Below are 22,162 nucleotides of genomic sequence, written 5' to 3'. Positions count from 1 at the left end.
GATGGGTATCACCTCGCAGTCCGCGCCGGCGCAGACAACGTGCCGCTCAGACACCGCTTACGAATAAATCCTTGCGCGGTCGTGAAATTTTTTAACGCTCTCCGAGCCGCTCTAACGAGCAAGATCACCGAAACCTTCGGTGACCTGAGCGCTTTTGCACTACTTCGCTAATGCTGATGAGCGCTCAATATTCGTTCGAAAAGTCGTGGTCGCCGTCAGCTCGGCGGCGCCTCGAGGATCACCACAGTGCGGCACTCTGATTTTTACGGGAATAACCCATAGAAACGCTGGTCGAGGCAGAGCCGCGGTTTCCGAAGCCGGTCTTTCGGCGAGACCGGCTTCGCAAGCCGCGGCCGATCACGACCAATGGATAGGGAGGAGATGCAAAAACGCGGACCGGAACAACCGCGCATGTCCTCGCTGATCACGCGCGAAATGCCAGCAGGTGATCAATCCCGCCGCACCTCCTGCCGGCGGGATCTTGAAGAACGGCACCGACAAGTTCAGGGCTGCACAGGGCGGCCCATCGGATGCCGGGGAGACCCGAAATGGGAAAACAAGTACTAATTGCTATCGATCCGAAGACTGGTGTGCCGCGGGCGACGGCAGATCGCTTGGTCCGTAGCTTCCTGGCTCGCCATGGCTCAGGCCTCGACGATCTTCTTCGTCGCTTTCCAAGCGTGCCGGGTTCGGCATTCGGGGCGGCAATTGAGCGCTGCATCAAGCCCGGTGAAGCGACGCCGGAACTGCAGCTCGCCCTCGAAGAAGCATGCGACACGCTGCTGTCATTACGGGTTGAAGAATTCCATCCGTTGCCCGTTGATGACGGAAAGAGACACAACATCGACGCTGGCCTGCGCTGGTATGCCGCTCGCTTTAGTGACTTGGCGAAAGCTGCGCGCTTCATGTGATTACTGAAAACCCTCGTCGGCACACCCCCGGCGAGGGTTCTTCCTTTGGCTCCGCGTCGCGACTTTGAGTGGATATCAAACCCTAATCACAGCTTCGCCCGTCCACGGCAAGTCGTTCGCATCTCTCGTTCAGGCACCCATCCGGTCGCCCTTACAAAGAGAGGAAAGCATATGAACACCTTTTACATCCTGCTTGGAAAATACGGACACGAGGTCATGATCCCTTCGGAAATCGTCGCCCGTGACTGGTTCAACGTTGGAAAAGCGAAATTCCACGAAAAGGTAAGCCGTGGCGAAATCGCACTACCGGTGATGAGCATGGATGACAGTCAGAAAAGTCCTCGAGGCGTCCACATACTGGATCTCGCTGAATATCTGGACAAGCGCCGCAATGCTTCTTTCCGTAAGTGAGATCAACTCGATGTCGACCATGATGATACTTGTTGCGAAGTTTGGCGCGACCTCGCTAATCCCAACTAAAATCGTAGCAGAGGATTATTTCGGGAAGCCGCTGAGAGACTTCCTGAAAGCACTGAAAACTGGAGCGATCCCTTGCGGCAACCTCGATCTCAACCAAGCGTGGGATCAAGGAATTCCTGTGGCTTGGCTAACGGAATTCATCGAAATGCGGCGTTCGATGGCAAACGGAGCCCTCCAAAAATCTCCCTGAGACTAATCGAACTCTCAGACTTTCAGCGGTCGGGACCGCTCTATCCAGGGACGCGTTCCGCTCTGTTGGAAATCACAGAAGACAATCTGGTGCCCATGTGGCACCAGATTACGACTCCAAAGAGAAAATTCTATGCCCCCCAGGGGCGTAAGGTCCCCGTTGAACCGGAAAACTTTTCGGACACGAGAAGCCCTCATCACCGCGCTCGAGTTTTCGCGCGAGCAGTATGCGCTAATAGTTCTTCGCATCCGCCTGCCCTCTTTTCATCGGCATCCTGAGGTATGTCATGCCATCAAACACCGAGAGTTCGCGACGCCTCAAAGCCTATAGCAGTCAATGCTGGGACTTTAATCCGCCAAGCAAGTCTTTAAGCAAAAACGCTGCTATGACGTCGCAGCGCTCAACAGCACTCAGGCTGCGCACACGCAGCACCTCATGCGCAGACATCCCGCGTTCGCGGAGCTCTGCATCGCTGATCTCTTGAGCTATTGCGCGGTAGTATTCGCCATAGCTGTCGAAATTCGTTTTCCGGTCGTTCACCGTCACTCCCACCATCAGTGGCCCCAAGGTCAGCCTCTAACAAAGGCCAGAGAGCACCGACGAAACGTCAAGTTATTCAGTCGATGCGAACAAAAAGCCAATCAAACAAGCAAGCGAGCACTGTGTCCACAACCTTCTACGGGGAGAACTTCATGCATATCGCCCCCATCTTCGAAACTCTTGAGACCGATCACGGAACGACCGACGCCGCAAAGCATCGCGTACGCCGACACGACGAAAGTCGCAACGACGTACTCCATGTGTTTGATTTCGCGCATGCGCCAAACGTCCGCAATTCGCGCTTCCTGCTTCGGCCCATACCGGCCGCTCGCCAAGATCACCAGCGCTGCGGTGCAGCTTCACCGGACCAGTCATTCACGCATTACGCGGCATGGCCTTGCGCGCAGAGGTCAGCAACGCGGACGCGACGGACCTTGAGCCGGATCATCTGACGTCACTCACCTACAGCTGGAACAGACCATTAACCACCTTGCGCGTTGTCGCTCCATTGACGCAAAAACGAAGCGGGGTGACTTTCTGCTGCCTAATGTCTATATGTCATTGATTACACGGACGACTTTACCCTCTTTGATAGCCAGCATGGTCCGTATAGCCATTCGCACTTTTGGGCTTGAAAGCCTGTAAGACTTTTGGCTCTCAATGCGCCTTAGCAGTGGATTCTCGTCCTTCGAAAGTTTTGACAACTCTCCTGATACATTGAGAGCCACATCTTTTGTGGTTTCAGGGAATAGCTCTCTAATCTTTGCTTCTACATCCTTGTAGGTAAAAGTGTCTTTAGTGATCTCACCGCAAGCGTATAGACATTGGTTCCGCCTGGCCGCCTTGGTTTCACTTGAGTTTAGGCGATCCGCCAACATGGCACAGGTAGAGCGAATAGAATTCTTTGCCCACTTAGTAGTCGCCCTGTCGAAGACAACTTGGTCTATTTTCCCATCCTTCTTTCGAGCCTCCTTTGCGATTTTTAAGCCCAACTCTTGAAGCTCGAGTGCAATTCTGTCAGTTACCTTTAGCATCCGATCATAGAAAATTTCGCTATTACCTATTACCTTCAGCTTCAACGCACTCTCAAGGCCTAAGCGCATTAAAGACTTGGCTTCGTTGGGCGTCATCCGCTCAACTTCTGGAATTTCTTTAAGTCGCGTTGAAATCGTTTGAAGATTATCACTTTTTGAAAGTATTTCATCTATCCCGGCAGGGGTTCCGACAATTACAATCTTAACTTCATACTGAGAATAAGTGGGGTCGTCCAAGAGGATAATGCAATTCGAGACTTGCTTGCACAAATCCGCGTCACTGGAAATCTGCTCGAAATTATCTAAGACGATTACCGCCTTGCTCCTGCCAGCCTTCTTTCTAACGTAAGCCAAAAGTCTTTCGAAAGGCTCTTTCTTGCCCTTTACATAGGTCCAAGTTCCTTCGAAATCGACACCGACACCTTGCGGCTTGATGCCGCCTGATTTCGCCAGCTCATAAGCCTCCTTCTCGAGTTCTTCATTCCTTGCGAGTCTATCCTCGAAAGCGGCGCCGAGAGATCCCAGCCTTGAGGCCTGAACAAGGTTGATGACTTCATAAGAGACGCGTTCAGTTTCAAAAACTCTTTTATAGAGCCATGACTTTCCGTTGCCGCTTTCTCCAAAAATGATCAGATGCTGACTTTCAGTTAGCCCCTCCGCGAGTTCCTCTTCCAGATCTGGACGCGGAATATATGATCGGCGATTTACGTCGGATGAACGAGGAGTAAAGACCTCTTCTGGCTTGGGCGTTCCGGAGAAAAGCGACATGATCTTGGTTCTCTACTTTTGAATATCCGTCATGAAATCTACTATCATCACGTCTCGTCGAAGACCATGTCGTAAGATTTCAATCTCGTGCACAGAAGCGCGTGACGATTTGCTTCTTACTGAGCTTCCAAGAGCGGTCATTCGGTGATCGGCGCAGCGAACTTCCGCTTCCCGCCCAGACCTACGGACCCGTGGCGAACGGCCCTTTGCTGTCGTAGACCTTAGCCCCAACCAATGTCTGCTATTTCCAATCAAAAAATAACGTTCGGTCCCCAATCACCATCGCTCGGAGGCGGTTCTCCCGCGAAAGCGACGCGTTATCCGAATGATGATTTCGGGGCTGCACGATGTGCAGCCCCGCATCTATCTTTCAGGAACACATAGTTCAAAACCGGCACCGAGGCAGCTCTGAAAAAAAGCGGCGCAGCGCGAATGCAGACTTCTCACGAGCCCACTGACCGAGAAACCGTAGCTTCCGTCTGTCCGTCAGCAATCCTCGGCGGGCAACATGGTCACGTCGGAGTAGCGACCGTCCGCGGTCGTGATGCGCGCGCAGGCGCCGGTGGAGCGATTGAAATACCAGGAGGTCAGACCTTGGGAGCGAACCCGTTCATAACCGAGTGCCATGATACCCATCTCGGCCTGCCCCGCCCGGGCGCCCTCGAAGGAAGAGAGGTCGTATTCGCTGCCGACGGCGGGGCGACCTTGCTCCGGCATGCTCGTGTCGCCGGTCTCCACGCAGGCGGCAAGCGGAAGGGCCGCGGCAAAGGTCCAGATCAATTTCGTCTTCATGGTCGTCTCCTTCGACAGTTTGCGCGCCAGTTCAGATCAATGCGCGGTTGGACAATCTTGGCTGCGGCCCCGCTATGAGGGAGGCGAGGCCGGAGGCGGCGCGTCAGTTCGCGTATTCGCTGAAGACTGTGACGCTGCCGTTCGCTTCAAGGCGGCAGGTGTATTTGCTCCCGCCCGCCATGAGCGTGAGGATCGGGCCGCCGCCGGTCTGGATACGGTCGAGGATGGTAACCGAGCCCGCGCTGGTGCTGGTCAGGGTCGCAGCCTGCACGATGCAGGGGCCGGTCATGGCTTCGAACTGGACATCGGTGCCGCTGAGCGCCGGGTCCGAGCCTCCGGTCTCGACGCAGCCTGCGAGCAGGGCCGAGGCCACGAACAGGCCTGCAATGGTCACAGTGGTCTTCATGTTTTTCTCCCTCCAGGTTGGTCGCCGTTGAATTCGGGCGTGATCCGCAGGGCTCAGGCCTTTCGGATCATCTTCACGATCAGCAGCAGAAGCACCGCTCCGAGGAACATCACGATCAGCGATCCCAAGACGCTCACGATCTGAATTCCGAACAGCCGGAGCAGAACGCTCGCGAGGATCGAGCCGCCGATCCCGATCAGAATGTCGAGCCCGATACCGGACCCCGCCCCCTTCACGAGCAGGCTCGCAAGCCAACCGACGATCCCGCCGACGACGACGGCGATCAGAATGCCGATGATGAGCCCCATCCCGGCGCCGACCGCCTTTGCGGGCCCTTGCTGCGCGAAGACGGGCGCTGCGAAAGCGGTGGCCGCGAAGGCCATGATTAGTCTCTGTTTCATCACTGGGTCCCCACGATTGGTGTGAAACCTGTCAAAATGGGCGAGCGGGTTTCGACCCCGATCAGGATTTCCCCCGTCTCTCCCCGAGCATTCCGCCGATGTAGCCGCCCACGGCCCGGCAAGAGCGGCGGACCACCAGGACGTGCTTCCGAAGTCCAAGGTGCGTGAAATGAACCACCCGATGATAAGGGCGACGCAGCCAATGAGTGCGTATTTGACACGCGTGCCGAGAGTATCGAGCACGGCTGTCTCCATCTGGTGAAACTTTCGGGGCAACGACCCGCGCCGCCACCCCGAAAGTCAGTGCGGATCAAAGGTAGCCTTCGCTACCCATGAACATGGTCTGCGGGTTGCTGCCGTCCGCGCCGACCAGACAGCGCCACGGAGCGCCGTTCGCGCCGACCCGCATATAGATGGCCGTCGCGGCCTGCGACGTCTCGCCACCGACCACGGTCACACCGCCCGTTGTCTGAGCGGCCAGGGCCGACCGGCAGGCGTCGATCGCTGCCTGACTGACGTCTGGGGCCATGCTGGTGATGAAGGGGGGGCTACCGGGCGCGACAGGCATTTGGGCTGCCGATCCGCCTGTGCTCTCGACACAGGCCGAGAGCGCAGTGAGCGCACAGAAACCGGCCGTAATTCCGATCAGTTTGGGCATGTTCCGTTTCCTTCCATTGAGATGAAATTTCGATTTGAGCTTCAGTCGATACCGAAGATGACGGTGTAAGATTGCGCGCCGTTGGACGTGTTGTAGACGTCGATCATGTGGTCGCCCGATTGAAAGAGCTGGCCACGGTATTCTTGGGTCGCGGGCATTTCGTCGAGCAGGACGGACCCGTCCGGGTTGTAGATCACGTAGGTCATCCCGGGCCCGTTGGCGGCGAGCCGGAAATACAGATTCTGCCCGTTGGCCGCGCCGAGGATATATCGCTGCGATTTCTGCGGCAGAAGCTGACCGGAGAGCTCCGCGCCGCTCGATCCGGGCGCGAACCGCACACGGATGTCTGCCGACCCGCTGCCCGCCATTGCCCCGCCGCCATCATCGGCGGTTGCGCCGTTTTCTCCGCCACCCGGCCTGGGAAGGCGCAGGAATCGGGCCGCGACCCAACCCTGCACACCGCTACGCGGATCTCGAATTTTGCACCATTGCCGACCGTCCGACATCGTGCAGCCGCCGACGTTGCTCACGACTGTCCCGTTTTGCAGTCTGCCAAGCAGCTGGCCACTGGGACGCGGGGCGTTGCGAACGTTGAGCGTATCCCCCGGCGTGCGGAGCGTTACGACAAAGATATCCTCTTCCGGGAGCAGTCCGCTGCCCTGACCGCCACTCGCAGTCGAGCCGCTGCCGCTTCCTTCTCCGGTGATCGAGACTTTGATCGAGAAGCCAACTGTCTTTCCGGTATCCCTGTCATTGCCCATCAGGTAGACGCGGATCGCCCAGTCACGAGTTTCGGGGAGGATCACGCTGGCCGACTTGCCTTCGTTTGAGCCAACGAACAGGCCGTTATAGTCCATGCCTGCGGGCAGGATGTTGAAGTAGGCGATACCGTTGCCATTCGTGCCTGTGACCGTCAGGTCGACATTCATCCGTTGGCCCGCGTTCCCGCGCAGCACATAGTCGATGTAGTCCCTACCGATCACAGCGCCGTTGATGGTCACGCCCGACTGGCCGCGTGGGAAGCTGATCGGCACGCTCTCCTGCGCAGCCGCTTGGGGCGCACCGAGCGCGAGGGAAAACGCACAGAGCGCAGCGGCCGAGGCGGCGCGAAGCGCGTGCAGGAATGGGGCCGTTTGAAGCATGTTTTTCTCCTCTCGGTTCGGACAGGCCGCGCGGCTTTGGATTGGGCCACGCGCGCCCAGATCATTTCGTGCGTTCACGCTCCGGGATGAACGACCGGCGGTCCGAAAATCTCTTTTCAAGCCACGCGTTAGGAAATCAGATCACGGGGGCGTGATTTTGGGGAGTGCGAAAATATGCGTTTTGGAAGATTCCGTTGACCTCAGGGCAAGGTGGCGCCGTTTTTCGGGACGCGCCGACGCACATAAGCAAAGAAGACGGGGGGGCGGGCCGCTCAGTGACGACGGCGTAGCGCTCTGCAAACCATAAAAAGCACGAAGAGGTTTACGCCGGGGGCAGCAGCCGCCCAGAGGGCGGCCGCACTTTCCGGCACGGGAACGATCATGTTCCACGGCAGGCCAAGCGGCATCAGAAAGACGCCAGAAAGTGGATCACGCTCCTGTCCGAACCAGCCAAACGTGCCGATCGCGAGCAGCAACAGCGCCGCGATCCAGAGGAGCACGAAGAGGCCGATGAGTATCCGACAGAGCGTCATTTCCTTGGCTCTACCCCTTACGCTTTCAGCAATCTTCCGCAGGCAGCATCGTGATTTCAGCGAATTTCCCGTCGGAGGTCGTGATCTTCGCGCAGGCACCGGTCGCCCGGTTGAACCAGAAGGTCGTCAGGCCTTCCGATCGTATGGACTCGAAGCCAAGGGCCTGAAGTCCGCCCTCTGCCTGACCCGCAGGCGCGCCGACGAAATCGGTCAGATCGGTCGGACTACCGACTGTCGGCATGCCGCTTTCCTGCGGCGCGCCATCCATCGCACCGCCACCGTCGTCGGCCGTGGCGCTGTCTTCCGTGGACGTCGGAGCGCCCACCTGTTCCACGCTCGCACCGCTGCCGTCATTCGAGACGAGACAACGCCATTCGGCATCATCGACGCTTTTCAGCATGACAAGCGAATTCGCCTCGGAGAACTCGGTGCTCAAAACCGTGCCGCCCATCGCGCCATGCGCCGCGCGCACCGCGTCGATGCAGGCGTCGATTGCCTCTTGGCTGACCTCGGACGGAGTCGCCGCTTGCGTCGCGGCAGGCTCTTGCGCTGCAGCTTTCGGGGCCTCAGACATCGCGCCGCCGCCGTCATCGGCCGTCGCGGTATCTTCTTTCGCAGGCTCCGCGCTCTGCGTCGTCGAGGTGGTCGCCGAGCCGGTCTCCTCGGCCTTGTCCTCCTCTTCCTGACATGCCGAAAGCGCGAAGACGAGCATGGCGCTGAGAACGAGCTTGTTCATTTTGAGGACCTCTCTGAATGCGTTGCGCAACGGGTAACGCGAGCGGCGTGCCGCGAAGTGCAGGAGGATGGCATCTCCCGCTAAGGTCATGCGCCGTCGTCATTCTTAGCATTTGATCACGAAGCGGTGATCTGTGGGAGGGCGGAAATATGCGTTTTGCCGGGCCGGATGAGTTCCGCGGTGAGGGTCCGATCATCCAAGCGCTGCGGCCGCCCCGGTTCCCGTCAGTATAACGACGCGTCGTCGATCAGATGGGCGCGCTGCCCCGCATGGGTGACATGAAAGGTTCCGGGATTGTCGGCCGCAACGAAGCCGATCTTCTCGATTGTGAATTCGTCATTGGCGGGGAAGTCGAAGAAGGAGGTGATATAGTTGAGCGCCCCGATAAACTGCCCGTCCTCCGTCAGAGGCTCCCAGATCGTGACGTTTCCGTTTCCGCGCGCATTCACCGTAAAGCTGAACAGAAGGGCCGCCCCGTCGAGAAAACCCGATTCCAGCAGGTGATCCCGAAGATGCGGCGCGCCGATGCGATTGGAGTAGGTTTCGAAGGACGTTCCCATGAGCTTGAAGGGATCCTGTCCGCGATTGATGAAGGCCTTCTTGCCGGAGGCCGAAATTTCGACGAGCCGCAGGTTCTGATCGAGGAGCGACGCGGGGCGCAGGTCACACCGCACGATCGCGAGGCTTCTGTTGAAGGCTCGCCGCTCCTCATCGCGCTCCAGAAGTGATCTCAGACGTGCGAACGTTGCGGGGCGCGGATTTTCCACTTCGCGCTCCCATCGGCTCACCGTGCCCTGATCGACCCCAAGCCGTTCGCCCAGTTCGCTCTGGGTGATGCCCAAGCGTCGCCGAATATTCCGGATTGTGGGGCCGTCCACTTCGATCTCCTGCCAAGCCGAACCGCAACGCGCTTACCTTACGTTACCCCAAGAAAGTGGATTGGCAAGATTTGTTGGACCGGCATCGCTGAGAAAAGGTTTTGAACACCAAACCGGCGAAGCACGGCATAGACCCTTTTCAATCGCTTCCCTTTATCGACCTCAGCGAGTTCATGCGTCATCTCGTGAAAAGAGCTTATGGAGAAGGACGGAGCCTCTTGTTTCGAAGACCTGTATTCGGGCTGTTAGATCCGTCTCGGTTGCTCAAAGCTTCACTTGCCGAACGCATATTTTCGCCCTCCCTTTTCCCACTTTTCCGTGAACATAATAATCGTGAAAGTGTTCGGCCAAGACCTCTCAAGGGACGTCAATCCAACTGGTTCACCTGAAGCTACGGCATGCCTGGTGTTGGAGATTTGATGCAATTCGAGAGCAACGCCCTCAGCAAACGGAGCTTAATAGGTATGCGTAAAATCTTCTTCTCGGCAGCGGGCGCCCTGTTGGCCGCTCCAGCGTTCGCAGGAGGATTTAGCTACAGTCCGGCCCCGGAGCCGGTTGTCGCGGCCCCAGTCGCGCAAGCCGCCCCCTCATGGGATTGGACCGGCGCATACGTTGGTCTGCAATATGATAAGATTTTCGATGGCACCTACACCGCTGGTGGGACTGACTCAGATGTGAACGGTCAGGTCTACGGAGTTTTTGGCGGTTACAGACATGACTTTGGTCGGTTCGTGCTCGGCGGGGAACTCGACTACATGGTGGGCGAAGGGTCGATTGATGCGCCAGCTCAAATAGGAGGTAAGTTCGACGTCGATGTTGACCACCTTGTCCGCCTGGGATTGGAAGGAGGTTACGATTTCGGACGCTTCCTCCTCTATGGCACGGTTGGCTATGCCGACATCAAGATTACCGATGACACGAATTCTTCGGTTTCCAGCAACGGATACTTTTATGGAGTTGGGGCCGATTATCTCGTTAGCGACAACTTTGTGGTCGGGGCTGAGTTGCTGCAGCATAAGTTCGACGATTTCGGCGGCGTTGCCTCAGGCGATGAGCTGGACCTTCTTACGTTTGGGATAAATATCAGTTACAAGTTCTGAGGATATTTCACAGCGATCGTCTGTGTTGCGGTTGCGCCGTCCGTTATGCCTTCGGGCATCTCAAGAGACCAGAGCGTCTTTGTGCGATCTGGTCACTATTCAACCGTGCAAGCCCAACATGAAATTTTATCCGTAAAGCAGCGATCAGTTTCTTGTTCGGCGCTGAACGAGAAGACAATCGCTCTGGATTAACGATCCTCTATGATCGGCAATATTTTGTTCGCGTCTTTTTCTGAGAATACAGCCGGTGTGATAGTGTCGCGACCGCCTTGCGTATTTTCTGACCGTCGCGACAAACTGGCATCTGCCGGAAGCGGCCATTCGGTTGACGCGCAGCGAAAGACAGCTTCCCGCCCTTTCTGACGACCGGAACACGTTCGAGGAGAGTGCTTCCAGGTGAACTCGGTGCTACGATCGGTGTGAAACAGAGGTCAAAGACGAGTTTCAGGTGCAACATTCGGTGCAACAAATTTCGCCTGCGTCGGTTTCGGCCAATAAAACAAGCCCACTCAGGACTCCTCGGCACCATCCATCATCGGGACGACCGAGAGCTTCGCTGCGCGGATCAGGGCGTCATCTGTCGTCATCGCATCTCTCATCGGGTCTGTCTCGGGGCCGTCTCGATAGCGTCTGTGCCGCCCCCAAGGCGCTGAAATTCCGAAAACTGGGGGAAATGGCGCACCCAGAAGGATTCGAACCTTCGGCCTCTGCCTTCGGAGGGCAAAGACAGTGTGGATGTTCGCGCTGTATTCCCGATTTATACCGCTATTCGTTCACCTTCGGGGCGTTTCGTTTAGCGAGTAACAGTTACGCGTAACAGATTGAAGGGTGAAAAGCCGCGCGAGGTCACCGGAACTTCTTGAAGATCACCCGCGCCCCGTGCTGCAGCGAGATCGTCTGCCCCGGCAGAGCCTCGACACGATCGAACACGGCCTTGCCGTCGACGAAGTTGTCATAGGGCTCGTCAGAGACGATCCGGTCATTCTCATCGCGGACGACGATGCGGTGGGAGACGTGCAGTTTTCCCATCACGCAACCTGAACCAGGGATAACGTCACGATGACCAGCACACCCATGCGCTCGCTCCTATCTTGACTGAAAGACTTCTGGGGCAGTCAGCGGCTTACGGAGATCCGCATCACGCTCAGCATCGATCCGTGACTCATGAGCGGTCTTGCGCCAATCACAATCGATCACCGGCCACCACCACGATATGATCCCGAGCAAGGTAACGCGCCGCTCTGCGATGAACCGACGCTCATGCCAACAACGGTAACCATTGCAAACCTCGACGCGAGCCTCGCGAACTCGATACTCCATCGCCTCGCTCCTTTCTTGGGTGCTGGGCAGGTGGGCGAGCCTTCAATCCGAAGACCTATGACCCGCGGGCAGAGCCCATTCGGCGCCCACCAGCGCAGCACCCACTCCTATCTGGACGCAGCGGGCGGCAGGTTCTCGACCATGTGCCTAACCATCGCGACGGCCTGAGTGAAATTGAGGACGTTGGTGCCCGACGGGTGGCGCCGGAATTCGTGCGGCGTGCCGACATTGCCAACCGGCTCGAAGCTGACCCCGCCGTCAGGGGCAAAATCGTCGGGAATCGGCCAGTTGAGAAACTGCTCCGCCATGTGTCTGATCTGCTCTTCGGTCATGGCCATTTTCCCTATTGCACCTTCCGATTGATCCCGGCGTGACCGGGCTCCATCACGTCTGACTGATCGACCATCATGTGGAGAAAGTCGTCGATCATACGCAGCTCTTCATCTGTCGGCTCGCGATTGAACGCGACCGACAGCGCACGTGGGTTCTCCCCATCTCGCCCAACGCCTCGCACTAGAAGCTTTGCCATCGTCTCGCTCCTATCTGGACTGTCGCGAGTACATCTCGCTTAGCTTCTTCAGAAGTGCATCCTTGGACATCGTGTCCGTGGATAGCACCCCTTCGTCCTCAAAATAGACGCCGCCGAGCTCGTCCTCATGCCAACGCCCAGGGATGACCTCCCCATCGACTTTGACAATGCCACTCGGCTCCAGCACGACCGCCATCTCTTGCTCCTATTTGGATTCGCGAGAGACGAAATCCGCCTCGACAGCAGCGAAAGCCTTTTCGCGCGTCAGATCATCTAAGATGTGGGACTGGTGCTCACCCCAATCTTCATCAGGGGTGCAGTATTCCCATGCCCCATCGCTCTTGCGCGGGCCGATGAAATACGTCCCATGTCGAGTGTCAGCACGATAGTGATCAGGCTGCATGTTGCTGACAGCCTTCCAATTCAGGCCCATACCTTGCTCCTTTTTCAGACCGGCCAGACTCCGGAGATGCTAATCGGCCCGACGCGAAGCACCGGGTCAGCCTCGAGGCCGCGATCCATGTGCGGCCAGTGCCAGATGAAGGGCGTGAGCCCGATCCAGAGATATCGCCATCGCTTCATCACCAGCTCCTTTTTCAGACTGCCAGACCGATCAGAAATCCGATCGATCCGGTAATGATCGCGACCAGAAGGCAAGCGAAGAATACGTCGCCACTCGCCCACGGCTGCGGCGGATGGTATTCGTGACCCCCAAGCCAAACCTGACCACCGATCACGTATTCCCGCCGGCCATCTTCGTTTACGCGATTAAACATCCGCCCTCATGTCGAGTATATAAGACGCCATAAGATCGGGACCGCCTGAAGAGCTGTGCCGATTGCTACCATGATCAAACCATACTTCGCTGCCCGCGAAGACCAGAGCAAGTTCTGGACCATCGGAAGCTGCAGATCTTCTTCGCGTACTCCGCCAGAGTAGCGCGTCAAACCGATATTAATCGCATCATCCTCTCGAAGAATAACCGCCTTCGCTGTCACGCCTGCACCGATTAGGGTTGTGGTGAGCCCCGCGAGAGAAAACAGATCGCCAATCACTTCGTTCATTTTGTCAAAATCCTTTGTTGACTTTTCGAATGTGAGGCAAGTATCGCTGATTCGCAGGTAGCGTGCAAAAGTAGTCAACTCCGGGCCCGGAAGCGGCGCTGATAGGCCGCGTTCGCCGCGAGCTGCACCATCTCCAAGAACTCTGTCAGGTCGTCGCCGTCGACGTAGAGCGCCGCGCCGTTGTCGCGCACCGAATGCACGTAGACCTGCATCCCGGCCTCCCACAGCCCGCGCACAGTCTGCTCTGCCAGCTTGGCAGAGAACCCGACGCAGAGCGGAGTCGCGAAGAACACAGTGTCGCCCTCGGGGCGAAGGAGCCGCATCGCATCGATGAACGCGGCTCGCGCCTCCAGCTTCGCCATCCAGTTCGTCGTGCGCTTCACCTTCGACACGTCATCGAGGATCAGCGCCGAAATATCGTCTCGCCCCAGCATACTCTCGGTGACGCCCCAGGCTCGCGCCCGGGCGACCTGCTCTGTCTTCGACGGGAGCGACGGGTGAACCGTCACCACGGCCCACTTTCCGTTGAAGTGCCCCTCTTCCTTACCCTCGCTCACGCGCTGTGCCTTTCTTACTATTTTCTCACAACGTAGCAAAAGGGCTTGGCGCGGGCAATCCGCTTAGTTATTCTTATATCGTAGTAAAAGAGGGAAAGCAGATGCCCCTGCCCTATGCATCATCGACCGCCGGCCAAGCGCGCGAGAAAGAGATCCGCGACACGCTTCGCAGCGTTGGCGCGAGCGCCGTCGGGTTTATGGTCGATGACGATAGCGATCAGATCATCGCGCAGTTTCGCCTGCACGGGCGCGAGGTCACGACCCCCGTTCGCGTCGGAGCATACGCCGAGGCGTGGAAGCGCGAGAACAAGCGCGGGCCCCGCACCAAGGAATGGGATCACGAAGCGAAGGCGCGCAAGGTCGCAGAGAGCGCCGCTTGGGCGATCCTAGCCGACTGGATCAAGGCGCAGGCGGCGATGATGGCCGCGGGCTTCCTCGATGCCGACGCCGCATTTCTTCCGCACATCCATTTGCCGGACGGTCGGCGCGTGGGTGATGCGATCACCGAGACGGACGGGCCGCTGCGCCTGCCGCCGCCGAAGTCCAACTAACCCGGGAGGGCCGCATGGAGCCACAAGAAGGCCACCGATTGGCGAAGTATCAGCGACCCGGCGTCGTTATTGTCATGGGCCCAGAGCAAGCCAAGGAGGTGCAAATACGACCTCTGCCAGACCATGTACTAAACAACCTACCCGGCGACGCATCCTTCTGGGCACGTGATATGCGGATGCGTCTCGGCTTCGTTCCTTGTCATTGGGCGCGCATGTTCGCGGCATGGGCAAAGATACTGGCGGGTCACGACCCATCAGACGACGAGTGGCGATGGCTTCATGGACCCGCAACTTTGATAGGAGCGCGGGCTTGGCTCAAAAGACTGATCCCAAACGAAAGTGAACAGTCCAGCTAACCCCGGAAAGAAGCATGAAGACACTCTGCCGCATCGCACGAGCGATTGCTGCCTGGCTCTCCCCGCCGAGAGCCACGTGTCCAGGTCAGTGCCCACCCTGCAACGGAGACTGCGACCAAGGCCGCACCTGCCCCGCCCGTTCGGGACCGAAAAGCCACAAACTTTCCTCCAGATTCAATAAATTGTGACAAAGTCGAGAGGCACAGGGTAAAGACGAATTGTGTATTATCACCAATAGGGGACAAAAAACGTGAAGACGATTATCAATGTTGGCATTCTCACCGCAGCTGCAGTCGCAATTGGTGCCTGCGCCAAGCAGCCCGACGAGATCGCGGCGATCCCGATGGAATCGAGCATGTATGCCGGGCAGAGCTGCAGTTCTCTGAGCCAAACGCGGCTGAAGCTTTCTCAGGATCTCGCTAACCTGTCCGCGCAACAGAAAGATGCAGCCAGCGGCGACGCTTTCGGCGTGTTCCTTCTCGGCCTTCCGCTCTCCAGCATGTCTGGCGGTGACAAGGAGGCAGCTATCTCTGTCACCAAGGGCAAGCTCGACGCCATCAATCAGGAGATGGCCCGGAAGCGCTGCAAGATGTGATCCAGAGAGCCATCAGAGACAAGAGAAGCCCTGCGGATCGCGGGGCTTTTTCATTTCTACCGCAGCGAACCTAACGCCAGCGCGCGCCGGCGCTCGCAGTCGATCAGCGCATCCCCGAGTCGCGTGATCGTCACAGCGTCCGCACGTAGCGTCCCGCCTGCCGCCACAAGCGTCTCTGGCGCCGTACACGGAACGCGCGCCGCTGCTGGGACTTCCACGCGGATTTGCGGCAGCGGCTCATTGAGCCCAATGTCCGCGGATTTGGTCGAGCACGCCGCCAGGAAGACCGGGAGCATCAAGACCGGGATCAGAATCGAGCGCATCTAAGAGCCTCCTTTCGGCTGCGGCGCGGGCATCGCGAGCGGTGAGTAGCGCGGACTCGGCCTCGGCCAGCTGGCGCGCCTTGTCATTGGCCTCGGTGATCGCGTGGGCTGTGCGGACGCGTGCAGCCCGGAGAGCGGCTGACGTGGCCTTTGCGGCGTCAGTCTGCATCTGAGCCACCTTCGCGCGGCAGAAGGCGTCACGAACCCACAGGCCAGCGCCGAACGAGGCGGCGAGCAAGGCAATTCCCGCCATCAGCCGCCAGTTCTTAGCGAGCCAGATCATTTCAAACCGGAGAGGCAGAGCTTCCGCTCATCGAGCCGCCGGTTCAGCAAGCCCTGCAGGAAGCGCTCGCCCGATCGCGTCCACTTCGGCAGCTCGTTGCAGGCCGCGCGCCAGTCCCGGGCCCGCAACTTCTTCGCAAGCGTCGATTTCGCGGCATTCCCGAGCCCGACGTTATAGGCCCAGCTCGTGACCGCTGCCTGAACCTCGATCGGCGCCTGCTGCATCGGAGGCGCGATCTGGAGCATCCCGGTATAGAACTCGGCCCAGCGGCTTTGCAGCATGGCCGTGCATTCGGCGTCGGTGTAGGTGTCGCCCGCCTTCACGCCACGCGTCTCGCCATAGCAGACCGTCAGGACGCCGATCACATCGCGATAGGCCGTATTCTCCTTGCCTTCCCACTTAGCCGTGAGAGGAACACCAACGGCCAGCACGGCCGCCATGATCGCCGCTGCCGCTTTCTTGCTGATCGCCCCGCCCTGCTCCGCGAGATAGGCCGCGATCGCCTCGGCCAGCTTCTGCTGCTGGATCAGACGCGATCCACCGGTGACGGCCGCCAGCATCGCGCCGACCATGAGATAGGTCGACGTCTTCAGGTGCAGGTCCTCGGGCGCGAACGTCTCCCAGCCAGCAGCCGCGGCGAGGAAGATCGCGTTCGCGATCGAAAACAGGAACGACCAGGCCTTCGTCGCGATTAGCTTCCACTCAGGAATCATCATTGGGTCACCTCGAAGATGTTGGAATCGATGCACTCACCCCGCTCTCCGACGAGCGGGATGCCTGTCTTCACGAAGACGCAGGTCGTCAGGACGTATTGGCCGGGGATCAGCTGCTGCATGCAGGGCGGCATGGCTCCGGCGGTCCACCAGTCCAGATCGATGGACTCGCGCAGCGCGGCCCCTGCCCGGTAGGGGACGTCCTCGCCGCCGGAGCACATGACCTCATTTTCCGGCACAGATCGCACCGTGGTGACGTAACGGCCATTGAAGTCGCGCAGGATCACCCGACTCGGGGTCACACGGATCGGCGCGCCGAAGTCCGCATCATCGACCTTGACCTCGCTAAGGGCATACCAACGCGAAGCAGGCCAGAGCGCGCGCCAGAAGTAGATCGCACCGACCGTGCAGCCGACGAGAATGCATGCCAGGAGAGCGAGCCCGCCGATCTTGTCGACGAGTGTCCAAGGTTTCGTTTTCCTCATTTCCAGATGCTCCCCTTGATCGTGCTCACCGTGGCGAGGATCGCCCCCAGCGCGAGGAAGATGCGGACGGACCACTTGATGCCCCACGACCCGCTCTCCGCCGCGTTCACCACGCGCGCAGCGCGCTGCAGGAAAGGCGGGGTGCCATCAGGCTCGGGCAACAGCAGCGCCCGGTTAAGCGCTGAAACCTCGTCGCGCAGCTCGGACATCTCCGATCGCAATTCCCGGATCATCGAGTGTTCTTCAGGCGTCACGTCCGCCCCCCTTTCGGCATAAAAAAGCCCGCCTGTGGGGCGGGGTCGTGGTCTGGTTAGATTTCATACTAGCGCCTCTTGCGAGGTATGCTTTCTTGCCTAACGTTACGCGGCTCTGCCCGTCTCGATCCAAAGGCCAATCGCGACGACATATTTCAGCGTGACGCTGTTATTCTGCGCCATTATGAAATTCACGTCTCCTGCGAGCCGCGTATTCGCTGCATTCCGCAGGGTGATCGAGAAGGCGGAGTTGTTAACGATCGTGATGGATTGCCCGTCAACGCCTGAAGAGATTGCCGTGACGGTTGAGGACGCAACTGATGCCGTCGCCGTCAGCAGATAAACGTCATGCGTCGGAACTAAGCCTGACCCAACCGCGAAACCGTTACCAACCGCTTGAGATTTCACACCTGCTGTGAGGCTACCTCCCGAGGCCAGACTGCCACTTGCGGTGATCGGTCCGTTCACGGTCAGTTTATCGTGCGATGTCCCAGGCCCTCTTGTGTTCAAAAACGTGTTTGAAGAACCAGCATCGCTAATTTGAACAGAACCTGCTGCGGTTGAGCCATCTTCTTCTATCCGCACACCGATAAACGTATTATAATTCGAGGTTGCGTCTAGCGAAATGCCGACAATGCCGCTAGCGTCCAGCCCTTCGACTCTGATACCGGAAAAGACGTTATGCTCTGAGGCAACCAGATCAACGATGTTTCCGGCCCCAGTTGTATTGTTCACCAGAACCCCTGAGAAAGAGGCGTAAGCGCAGCCATCCAGCTTGATTAGGCTGTCGATACAGTTCTCCAGATAAACACCTGACACAGAGATATTGTCGGTGGAGGTAAAGTGCAAAGCGATAGAAGCCGTCGCCCCGTCCGTGGTGCGCGCGTTCTCATAAGCGCCTCCCGTGATGGAAACAACCGACGAGACGTTTGTGTATAGCGGATCGCCCTTGCATAGCCGGGAAATACAGCTGACCAGTGTGGTCGCTTGCGTGTGGTCGAGGACAAAACCACGCCCGCAGCTTTCGACCACAACGTTGGAAAGCTTGGCGCCCCACATATTGAAGGACACACCGTTCCAAGTTAGAAAAACACCTGCGCCGTTGCCTGCGGTGCCGAAAGACCGGATATAGCAATCGTTTATCGTAATGCCGCGCGGATTGTTTATTACATGAATGCCATATGTATTGGCGGTCAGATCACCGACGATTTCCAATCCAGATATTTTGACGTGCTGATTGCCGTCTGCGGAGAAAATTCCGCTGCACCCCGTGGCTGTGATCCGCGTTTTAGTACGACCATCGCCGCAAATATCCGTTGCACTAACAACACTAAGCTTGGTCTTAATCAGGTAGTTTCCGGCTGGGATACATATTCTCCCGCCAAGACTAAACGCGGTCTGAAGTGCTGTTGTATCGTCCGTTACGCCATCGCCTTTTGCGCCCCAAGAGCGAACATCGCCGTAAAGCACGTCGAAGTTTCGTCCGCCTGCATTTGTCAGGCCAAGATTTCCACCGGAAGTGACGATTTGATAGATTGCAGCAATGCTCGGAATGGTGAGCGTTGTTCCAACTGGCAGGTCGTCACCGGTGCGAGGATCGGCCAGCATCTCAGCCAGAGAACTGAACTCACGCCGATAGCTGACCCACTGCAATCCGCTCCCCGTCAGGTCACGCACGAGCGATCCATCTGCGGTGTAGGTGCCAGCGGCGACGGTCTTCCCGAGTTCCGGCTTTCCGTTGGTGCCAGCCTCAACGATCACATTGTCATCCACAACGTTAGTCGTGTCGGCCTCTAGAGCTGTGAAGTCAGCGAACCGGCGCGCGTACTGGATGTCAGAAAGAAGATCGACCAGTTCCAGCGGATCAATCTGGTGGCTTGCAGAAGGCGGGTTGCCGCGCACAACCGTGCGGACGGGAAGAGAAGTCATCTTGTTCTCCTAGATCAGATTGTCACGGAAACCGGGCCGCTGCCGGTCGCAGGAAGGGTGCCGTCATCAGCGGGAATGCCAGACGGGTTGATCGGGACGCCCCAATAGTAATAGGTGCCGGTCGCGAGGCCTGTGTCGGTCCAGGCGTCTGCGTTCGACGGGATGCCGTACTCGGTGCGGACCAGCGCGGCGTCTGCGAAGGTCGTCGTCGTGCCGCGATAGATGCGGGTGGCGAAGTAATTCGGATCGTTCGGCGCGGTGAAAGCGACGTCCACGTTGAACCCTGTTGCCGTGGCGTCGAAAGCATCGAGCGCGGCAGGCGCAGTCGTATTCTGCACAACCGTCACCGTCTCGGAGGCAGACCAAGCGCTGACCTTGCCGCCACTTGTGCGGTTGCGGATCTGTGCCTCTATCTGCGCACCGTCAGGAAGGCCGGTTGCCGTGTAGACGGACTGCCCCTGCGGAAGCGTGACCGTCTCCCAATCGCCGCCGCTCTCGCGGAGCTGGATTTGCTGCTGCAGGTCGCTGGACTGCGCGTCCCAGATGTATTTGATCGCGCCACCGCTTTGCACCGAGCCAGTGAACCCTGTCGGGACGCTCACCGTGTCTGCGGTCGCGACTGCGGCGTAATTCGGCGGCGTCGGTTCTTCGGTCGCGGCGTCGAAGTCAAAGTCAGAGGCTTGCGTGCTCGTGCCATTGAGGAAGAACACGCCACCATCGATGCCAAACTCTCCCACCTCGATGACTTCATCCCAGAGCGCAGTCTTGATGCGCACGAACCGCTGCCCGAACAGCTTGAAGCCTGCGCCAGAGAGCGTGATCTGGTAGCTGCGCGCGTATCGCTTCACCTTGGCGATGCGCTTGCAAAGACGCGCCGCCTGATTGTGGCTGGTAGCGGCGTAAATCTTCGGTTCCTCGGTGACGAGCCGTTCAGCTTCGGTAATGACATAAGGCCCGGTGTTCGCCTCACGCCATGCGTTCTTCGGCTCCGTATAGGTCGCGACAACCTCGGTCGGGAGGTCACGCCCCATCGCGCCCTCCGAGACGCTGATCGACAGAATATCATCATCGGTCAGCGTGACAGTTGGCGCCTCGTAGCGACCGACCCTGAACCCGATCTTGCCATCCTCGCGCTCATAGATGAAAGCATCGCAGGCCCCGCAAAGTTGGGCGCGCTGCGTCTCGAAGTCAGTGTCGTCTGTGAATGACCAACCGATTGTCCAGCGCTTCTGCTGAACGCCGTCGCGGTTGGTCACGAGCTGGTCGCAGATGTCAGCCTCGGTCGCCACTTCTGCCCAATCGACGCTGCGCCCCCAGACCTTCGTCAGCCATGCCGCGATGATGAGGGCCGCATTATTCGAGTACCCGTAGCTGTCTGTGCGCGGGTCATAGATCGTATCCATGCCCTTAATGACCGGCGTATAGGCAGGCTCTCTCCCGGTCGGGTAAACCTTCGTAAAGCTCTCCGCGCCTTGGTTGCGCGCCCAGATATGAGCGCCGGTCAGCCCTGCAAAATCATGCGCGGAGGTGATCTCTGGGAAGATCGATACCATGGCCGGATCGGCAGTTTGCCCAGAATGGCCGAGGAAAGGACGGATGCGAACGTTGGAAGAAGTAGTGACAGTTACCCCGCCACCGCCAAAAATACCGCCGTTAAAAACGCTACCACTCTCCGTAGAGAATACATACGGCGCTGTTGTAACTAGCCCATCTGCATCGATCTCAACCTCGCGCTCATCAAGGTAATGGGTCGTCACGCTGTCGCAGCTGTGTGCCGCGAAGATTGGTGTGTAATGGCGCTTCCAGCCTTGTGTACCGGTCACAGGATCATTCGCCCGCGATGCGCCGGTGAAGCCGAGCGGCCCACCGATGCGAGCTTCCCCAAACACCCATTGGAAGTAGCTGATGTCTTGGGCGAAGTTACGGTATATCTGGCTCGGCGAAGGCGACCTAACGGCCCCCATTTTTCCAGCGAGCACGGAAGACAAGTAGGACAGCCCTACCGACAGAAGAACCTGCCCAAGGATGGTGGTCCCGAGGAACGCGCCAACGGCGTAGCCAGCAGCAGTCGCGCCCCCGATAGCAGTAGCAAGGGAGGCCGTGATTGCAGACCCACCGCCGAAGCCAGCGATGAATGCAGTTACAAACGTGCTGACAGGCTCAGCCGCAGCAGGGCGCGGCGTGAGCGCTGTGGACGCCATCAGCGCAGCGGCAAGTAGCTTACCCCTCATAGCCAACACTCCATGCCGCCAGAACGCCCACAAGCTTGCTGTGCAACGTCGTGGTCCCTTCTTCGCCCTTGAACAGCCATGCGTTGTCCGCGACCTTCACGCCCCCAACCGGATGCTTCGTGAAAGGCACGTTGCAGACCGCGATGTCTCCGGGCTGCGGAGCATCGGTGCGCTCCAGCCCTAGCGGCTCAACCTGCGCATCCATGAAGCCGACCGGGTCGGTGAAATATCCCGTGATCCGCTGGCATTCCCCGGCGCTTGAATAGGTCATGCGCCACTTTGCCCCGAGATCGACGCCGCGCACGGCATGGACCCAATCGGCGAGCAGAAATATGCAGTCGCTCTCCCCCCACATGAAAGGAGCCGCCGATTGGCGGTTAGCGAAGACAAACAGTGGTGACAT

Annotated in this window: 32 protein-coding genes; 6 read left to right on the top strand and 26 right to left on the bottom strand. The window is 58.5% G+C overall.

The annotated features are described in order from the left end of the window. Positions 1 to 548 precede the first annotated feature (548 nt). The 3 genes from DEM26_RS18405 (at position 549) to DEM26_RS18395 (ending at position 1,581) form a co-directional block, all read left to right on the top strand. Positions 549 to 911 (top strand): hypothetical protein, encoded by a 363-nt coding sequence (locus DEM26_RS18405; protein ID WP_109173077.1) that lies wholly within the window; start codon positions 549 to 551, stop codon positions 909 to 911. A gap of 171 nt (positions 912 to 1,082) precedes the next feature. Beyond that, entirely contained in the window at positions 1,083 to 1,322 is a 240-nt protein-coding gene (locus DEM26_RS18400; protein WP_109173076.1) for a pyocin activator PrtN family protein, read from the top strand. Between the two features lie 10 nt (positions 1,323 to 1,332). Continuing rightward, complete coding sequence (locus tag DEM26_RS18395) at positions 1,333 to 1,581, top strand: hypothetical protein (RefSeq protein WP_109173075.1); 249 nt, start codon at positions 1,333 to 1,335, stop codon at positions 1,579 to 1,581. Positions 1,582 to 1,914: 333 nt separating this feature from the next. Here DEM26_RS18395 and DEM26_RS18390 read toward each other — a convergent pair whose 3' ends face one another. The 10 genes from DEM26_RS18390 to DEM26_RS18345 all read right to left on the bottom strand — a co-directional run bounded on the left by DEM26_RS18390 (position 1,915) and on the right by DEM26_RS18345 (position 9,469). Continuing rightward, on the bottom strand, positions 1,915 to 2,121 hold the full coding sequence (locus tag DEM26_RS18390; protein ID WP_146194490.1) for a hypothetical protein: 207 nt from the start codon (positions 2,119 to 2,121) through the stop codon (positions 1,915 to 1,917). Positions 2,122 to 2,672: 551 nt separating this feature from the next. Further along, a complete protein-coding gene (locus DEM26_RS18385; protein WP_109173073.1) occupies positions 2,673 to 3,923 on the bottom strand; it encodes an ATP-binding protein in 1,251 nt (416 codons plus the stop codon). 486 nt (positions 3,924 to 4,409) lie between these two features. Next, positions 4,410 to 4,715 (bottom strand): hypothetical protein, encoded by a 306-nt coding sequence (locus DEM26_RS18380; protein ID WP_109173072.1) that lies wholly within the window; start codon positions 4,713 to 4,715, stop codon positions 4,410 to 4,412. A 103-nt stretch (positions 4,716 to 4,818) separates the two neighbouring features. Then, complete coding sequence (locus tag DEM26_RS18375) at positions 4,819 to 5,121, bottom strand: hypothetical protein (protein ID WP_109173071.1); 303 nt, start codon at positions 5,119 to 5,121, stop codon at positions 4,819 to 4,821. A gap of 53 nt (positions 5,122 to 5,174) precedes the next feature. After that, positions 5,175 to 5,522, bottom strand: coding sequence for a GlsB/YeaQ/YmgE family stress response membrane protein (locus DEM26_RS18370; protein ID WP_199224700.1), 348 nt, complete (start codon positions 5,520 to 5,522; stop codon positions 5,175 to 5,177). Between the two features lie 310 nt (positions 5,523 to 5,832). Continuing rightward, a complete protein-coding gene (locus DEM26_RS18365) occupies positions 5,833 to 6,180 on the bottom strand; it encodes a hypothetical protein (RefSeq protein ID WP_109173070.1) in 348 nt (115 codons plus the stop codon). A 41-nt stretch (positions 6,181 to 6,221) separates the two neighbouring features. Further along, positions 6,222 to 7,322 carry an SH3 domain-containing protein gene (locus tag DEM26_RS18360; protein ID WP_109173069.1) on the bottom strand — a complete coding sequence of 367 codons (1,101 nt, stop codon included), beginning with the start codon at positions 7,320 to 7,322 and terminating at the stop codon, positions 6,222 to 6,224. A gap of 272 nt (positions 7,323 to 7,594) precedes the next feature. Next, positions 7,595 to 7,855 carry a hypothetical protein gene (locus DEM26_RS18355; RefSeq protein ID WP_109173068.1) on the bottom strand — a complete coding sequence of 87 codons (261 nt, stop codon included), beginning with the start codon at positions 7,853 to 7,855 and terminating at the stop codon, positions 7,595 to 7,597. Between the two features lie 25 nt (positions 7,856 to 7,880). After that, entirely contained in the window at positions 7,881 to 8,591 is a 711-nt protein-coding gene (locus DEM26_RS20740) for a hypothetical protein (protein WP_233243197.1), read from the bottom strand. A gap of 224 nt (positions 8,592 to 8,815) precedes the next feature. Further along, a complete protein-coding gene (locus DEM26_RS18345) occupies positions 8,816 to 9,469 on the bottom strand; it encodes a helix-turn-helix domain-containing protein (RefSeq protein WP_158275165.1) in 654 nt (217 codons plus the stop codon). A gap of 419 nt (positions 9,470 to 9,888) precedes the next feature. Here DEM26_RS18345 and DEM26_RS18340 point away from each other — a divergent pair, with 419 nt between their 5' ends. Next, positions 9,889 to 10,569 carry an outer membrane protein gene (locus DEM26_RS18340; RefSeq protein ID WP_233243196.1) on the top strand — a complete coding sequence of 227 codons (681 nt, stop codon included), beginning with the start codon at positions 9,889 to 9,891 and terminating at the stop codon, positions 10,567 to 10,569. A gap of 846 nt (positions 10,570 to 11,415) precedes the next feature. Here the strand turns inward: DEM26_RS18340 and DEM26_RS18335 are convergent. The 9 genes from DEM26_RS18335 to DEM26_RS18300 all read right to left on the bottom strand — a co-directional run bounded on the left by DEM26_RS18335 (position 11,416) and on the right by DEM26_RS18300 (position 14,039). Further along, on the bottom strand, positions 11,416 to 11,598 hold the full coding sequence (locus DEM26_RS18335; protein ID WP_109173066.1) for a hypothetical protein: 183 nt from the start codon (positions 11,596 to 11,598) through the stop codon (positions 11,416 to 11,418). Between the two features lie 398 nt (positions 11,599 to 11,996). Continuing rightward, on the bottom strand, positions 11,997 to 12,221 hold the full coding sequence (locus DEM26_RS18330) for a hypothetical protein (protein WP_109173065.1): 225 nt from the start codon (positions 12,219 to 12,221) through the stop codon (positions 11,997 to 11,999). 11 nt (positions 12,222 to 12,232) lie between these two features. Further along, a complete protein-coding gene (locus DEM26_RS18325) occupies positions 12,233 to 12,418 on the bottom strand; it encodes a hypothetical protein (protein ID WP_109173064.1) in 186 nt (61 codons plus the stop codon). 10 nt (positions 12,419 to 12,428) lie between these two features. Further along, entirely contained in the window at positions 12,429 to 12,614 is a 186-nt protein-coding gene (locus tag DEM26_RS18320) for a hypothetical protein (RefSeq protein WP_109173063.1), read from the bottom strand. 9 nt (positions 12,615 to 12,623) lie between these two features. Further along, positions 12,624 to 12,851 (bottom strand): hypothetical protein, encoded by a 228-nt coding sequence (locus DEM26_RS18315; protein WP_109173062.1) that lies wholly within the window; start codon positions 12,849 to 12,851, stop codon positions 12,624 to 12,626. Positions 12,852 to 12,865: 14 nt separating this feature from the next. Next, on the bottom strand, positions 12,866 to 13,000 hold the full coding sequence (locus DEM26_RS20825) for a hypothetical protein (RefSeq protein WP_255415043.1): 135 nt from the start codon (positions 12,998 to 13,000) through the stop codon (positions 12,866 to 12,868). Positions 13,001 to 13,014: 14 nt separating this feature from the next. Next, positions 13,015 to 13,194, bottom strand: coding sequence for a hypothetical protein (locus DEM26_RS18310; RefSeq protein WP_109173061.1), 180 nt, complete (start codon positions 13,192 to 13,194; stop codon positions 13,015 to 13,017). 6 nt (positions 13,195 to 13,200) lie between these two features. Beyond that, positions 13,201 to 13,482, bottom strand: a complete 282-nt coding sequence (locus tag DEM26_RS18305; RefSeq protein WP_109173060.1) for a hypothetical protein — start codon at positions 13,480 to 13,482, stop codon at positions 13,201 to 13,203. Positions 13,483 to 13,556: 74 nt separating this feature from the next. Continuing rightward, the gene (locus tag DEM26_RS18300) at positions 13,557 to 14,039 is read right to left on the bottom strand and encodes a hypothetical protein (RefSeq protein WP_146194489.1); all 483 of its coding nucleotides are present in this window, start codon (positions 14,037 to 14,039) and stop codon (positions 13,557 to 13,559) included. Between the two features lie 101 nt (positions 14,040 to 14,140). Between DEM26_RS18300 and DEM26_RS18295 the strand changes: the two genes are divergently transcribed. Next, positions 14,141 to 14,590: a hypothetical protein gene (locus DEM26_RS18295; RefSeq protein ID WP_109173058.1), complete on the top strand. Its 450-nt coding sequence runs from the start codon at positions 14,141 to 14,143 to the stop codon at positions 14,588 to 14,590. Between the two features lie 606 nt (positions 14,591 to 15,196). Further along, the gene (locus DEM26_RS18290; protein WP_233243194.1) at positions 15,197 to 15,541 is read left to right on the top strand and encodes a hypothetical protein; all 345 of its coding nucleotides are present in this window, start codon (positions 15,197 to 15,199) and stop codon (positions 15,539 to 15,541) included. Positions 15,542 to 15,778: 237 nt separating this feature from the next. On the opposite strand, the gene DEM26_RS18285 is transcribed toward DEM26_RS18290, so the two are convergent. From DEM26_RS18285 to DEM26_RS18255, 7 genes are all read right to left on the bottom strand, one after another. Next, entirely contained in the window at positions 15,779 to 16,147 is a 369-nt protein-coding gene (locus DEM26_RS18285) for a hypothetical protein (RefSeq protein ID WP_109173057.1), read from the bottom strand. After that, a complete protein-coding gene (locus DEM26_RS18280) occupies positions 16,144 to 16,863 on the bottom strand; it encodes a lysozyme (protein ID WP_109173056.1) in 720 nt (239 codons plus the stop codon). Before DEM26_RS18280 ends, DEM26_RS18285 begins: the two co-directional genes overlap by 4 nt. Continuing rightward, a complete protein-coding gene (locus DEM26_RS18275; RefSeq protein ID WP_109173055.1) occupies positions 16,860 to 17,345 on the bottom strand; it encodes a hypothetical protein in 486 nt (161 codons plus the stop codon). The genes DEM26_RS18280 and DEM26_RS18275 overlap by 4 nt, the downstream gene beginning before the upstream one ends. Beyond that, the gene (locus DEM26_RS18270; protein WP_146194488.1) at positions 17,342 to 17,599 is read right to left on the bottom strand and encodes a hypothetical protein; all 258 of its coding nucleotides are present in this window, start codon (positions 17,597 to 17,599) and stop codon (positions 17,342 to 17,344) included. The genes DEM26_RS18275 and DEM26_RS18270 overlap by 4 nt, the downstream gene beginning before the upstream one ends. A 105-nt stretch (positions 17,600 to 17,704) precedes the next feature. Further along, positions 17,705 to 19,528 carry a glycosyl hydrolase family 28-related protein gene (locus tag DEM26_RS18265; RefSeq protein ID WP_109173053.1) on the bottom strand — a complete coding sequence of 608 codons (1,824 nt, stop codon included), beginning with the start codon at positions 19,526 to 19,528 and terminating at the stop codon, positions 17,705 to 17,707. 14 nt (positions 19,529 to 19,542) lie between these two features. Further along, positions 19,543 to 21,759: a phage tail protein gene (locus DEM26_RS18260; protein ID WP_109173052.1), complete on the bottom strand. Its 2,217-nt coding sequence runs from the start codon at positions 21,757 to 21,759 to the stop codon at positions 19,543 to 19,545. Then, entirely contained in the window at positions 21,749 to 22,162 is a 414-nt protein-coding gene (locus DEM26_RS18255; RefSeq protein WP_146194487.1) for a DUF6950 family protein, read from the bottom strand. The genes DEM26_RS18260 and DEM26_RS18255 overlap by 11 nt, the downstream gene beginning before the upstream one ends.

Origin of the sequence: Thioclava sp. NG1 (genome assembly GCF_003122275.1) — a bacterium.
GTDB classification, from domain to species: domain Bacteria; phylum Pseudomonadota; class Alphaproteobacteria; order Rhodobacterales; family Rhodobacteraceae; genus Thioclava; species Thioclava nitratireducens.
The sequence above is the reverse complement of the archived record's forward strand: the minus strand, read 5'-3'. Positions and strand labels throughout refer to the sequence as shown.

Excerpts from the sequence above, each read along its gene's own strand:
- DEM26_RS18305 (WP_109173060.1), bottom strand. The coding sequence starts at position 13,482 with ATGAACGAAGTGATTGGCGATCTGTTTTCTCTCGCGGGGCTCACCACA.
- DEM26_RS18330 (WP_109173065.1), bottom strand. The coding sequence starts at position 12,221 with ATGACCGAAGAGCAGATCAGACACATGGCGGAGCAGTTTCTCAACTGG.
- DEM26_RS18365 (WP_109173070.1), bottom strand. The coding sequence starts at position 6,180 with ATGCCCAAACTGATCGGAATTACGGCCGGTTTCTGTGCGCTCACTGCG.
- DEM26_RS18320 (WP_109173063.1), bottom strand. The coding sequence starts at position 12,614 with ATGGCGGTCGTGCTGGAGCCGAGTGGCATTGTCAAAGTCGATGGGGAG.
- DEM26_RS18400 (WP_109173076.1), top strand. The coding sequence starts at position 1,083 with ATGAACACCTTTTACATCCTGCTTGGAAAATACGGACACGAGGTCATG.
- DEM26_RS18265 (WP_109173053.1), bottom strand. The coding sequence starts at position 19,528 with ATGACTTCTCTTCCCGTCCGCACGGTTGTGCGCGGCAACCCGCCTTCT.
- DEM26_RS18375 (WP_109173071.1), bottom strand. The coding sequence starts at position 5,121 with ATGAAGACCACTGTGACCATTGCAGGCCTGTTCGTGGCCTCGGCCCTG.
- DEM26_RS18405 (WP_109173077.1), top strand. The coding sequence starts at position 549 with ATGGGAAAACAAGTACTAATTGCTATCGATCCGAAGACTGGTGTGCCG.
- DEM26_RS20825 (WP_255415043.1), bottom strand. The coding sequence starts at position 13,000 with ATGAAGCGATGGCGATATCTCTGGATCGGGCTCACGCCCTTCATCTGG.
- DEM26_RS18360 (WP_109173069.1), bottom strand. The coding sequence starts at position 7,322 with ATGCTTCAAACGGCCCCATTCCTGCACGCGCTTCGCGCCGCCTCGGCC.
- DEM26_RS18255 (WP_146194487.1), bottom strand. The coding sequence starts at position 22,162 with ATGTCACCACTGTTTGTCTTCGCTAACCGCCAATCGGCGGCTCCTTTC.
- DEM26_RS20740 (WP_233243197.1), bottom strand. The coding sequence starts at position 8,591 with ATGAACAAGCTCGTTCTCAGCGCCATGCTCGTCTTCGCGCTTTCGGCA.
- DEM26_RS18280 (WP_109173056.1), bottom strand. The coding sequence starts at position 16,863 with ATGATGATTCCTGAGTGGAAGCTAATCGCGACGAAGGCCTGGTCGTTC.
- DEM26_RS18335 (WP_109173066.1), bottom strand. The coding sequence starts at position 11,598 with ATGGGAAAACTGCACGTCTCCCACCGCATCGTCGTCCGCGATGAGAAT.
- DEM26_RS18260 (WP_109173052.1), bottom strand. The coding sequence starts at position 21,759 with ATGAGGGGTAAGCTACTTGCCGCTGCGCTGATGGCGTCCACAGCGCTC.
- DEM26_RS18370 (WP_199224700.1), bottom strand. The coding sequence starts at position 5,522 with ATGAAACAGAGACTAATCATGGCCTTCGCGGCCACCGCTTTCGCAGCG.
- DEM26_RS18325 (WP_109173064.1), bottom strand. The coding sequence starts at position 12,418 with ATGGCAAAGCTTCTAGTGCGAGGCGTTGGGCGAGATGGGGAGAACCCA.
- DEM26_RS18340 (WP_233243196.1), top strand. The coding sequence starts at position 9,889 with ATGCAATTCGAGAGCAACGCCCTCAGCAAACGGAGCTTAATAGGTATG.
- DEM26_RS18295 (WP_109173058.1), top strand. The coding sequence starts at position 14,141 with ATGCCCCTGCCCTATGCATCATCGACCGCCGGCCAAGCGCGCGAGAAA.
- DEM26_RS18275 (WP_109173055.1), bottom strand. The coding sequence starts at position 17,345 with ATGAGGAAAACGAAACCTTGGACACTCGTCGACAAGATCGGCGGGCTC.
- DEM26_RS18385 (WP_109173073.1), bottom strand. The coding sequence starts at position 3,923 with ATGTCGCTTTTCTCCGGAACGCCCAAGCCAGAAGAGGTCTTTACTCCT.
- DEM26_RS18285 (WP_109173057.1), bottom strand. The coding sequence starts at position 16,147 with ATGATCTGGCTCGCTAAGAACTGGCGGCTGATGGCGGGAATTGCCTTG.
- DEM26_RS18355 (WP_109173068.1), bottom strand. The coding sequence starts at position 7,855 with ATGACGCTCTGTCGGATACTCATCGGCCTCTTCGTGCTCCTCTGGATC.
- DEM26_RS18380 (WP_109173072.1), bottom strand. The coding sequence starts at position 4,715 with ATGAAGACGAAATTGATCTGGACCTTTGCCGCGGCCCTTCCGCTTGCC.
- DEM26_RS18310 (WP_109173061.1), bottom strand. The coding sequence starts at position 13,194 with ATGTTTAATCGCGTAAACGAAGATGGCCGGCGGGAATACGTGATCGGT.
- DEM26_RS18395 (WP_109173075.1), top strand. The coding sequence starts at position 1,333 with ATGTCGACCATGATGATACTTGTTGCGAAGTTTGGCGCGACCTCGCTA.
- DEM26_RS18315 (WP_109173062.1), bottom strand. The coding sequence starts at position 12,851 with ATGGGCCTGAATTGGAAGGCTGTCAGCAACATGCAGCCTGATCACTAT.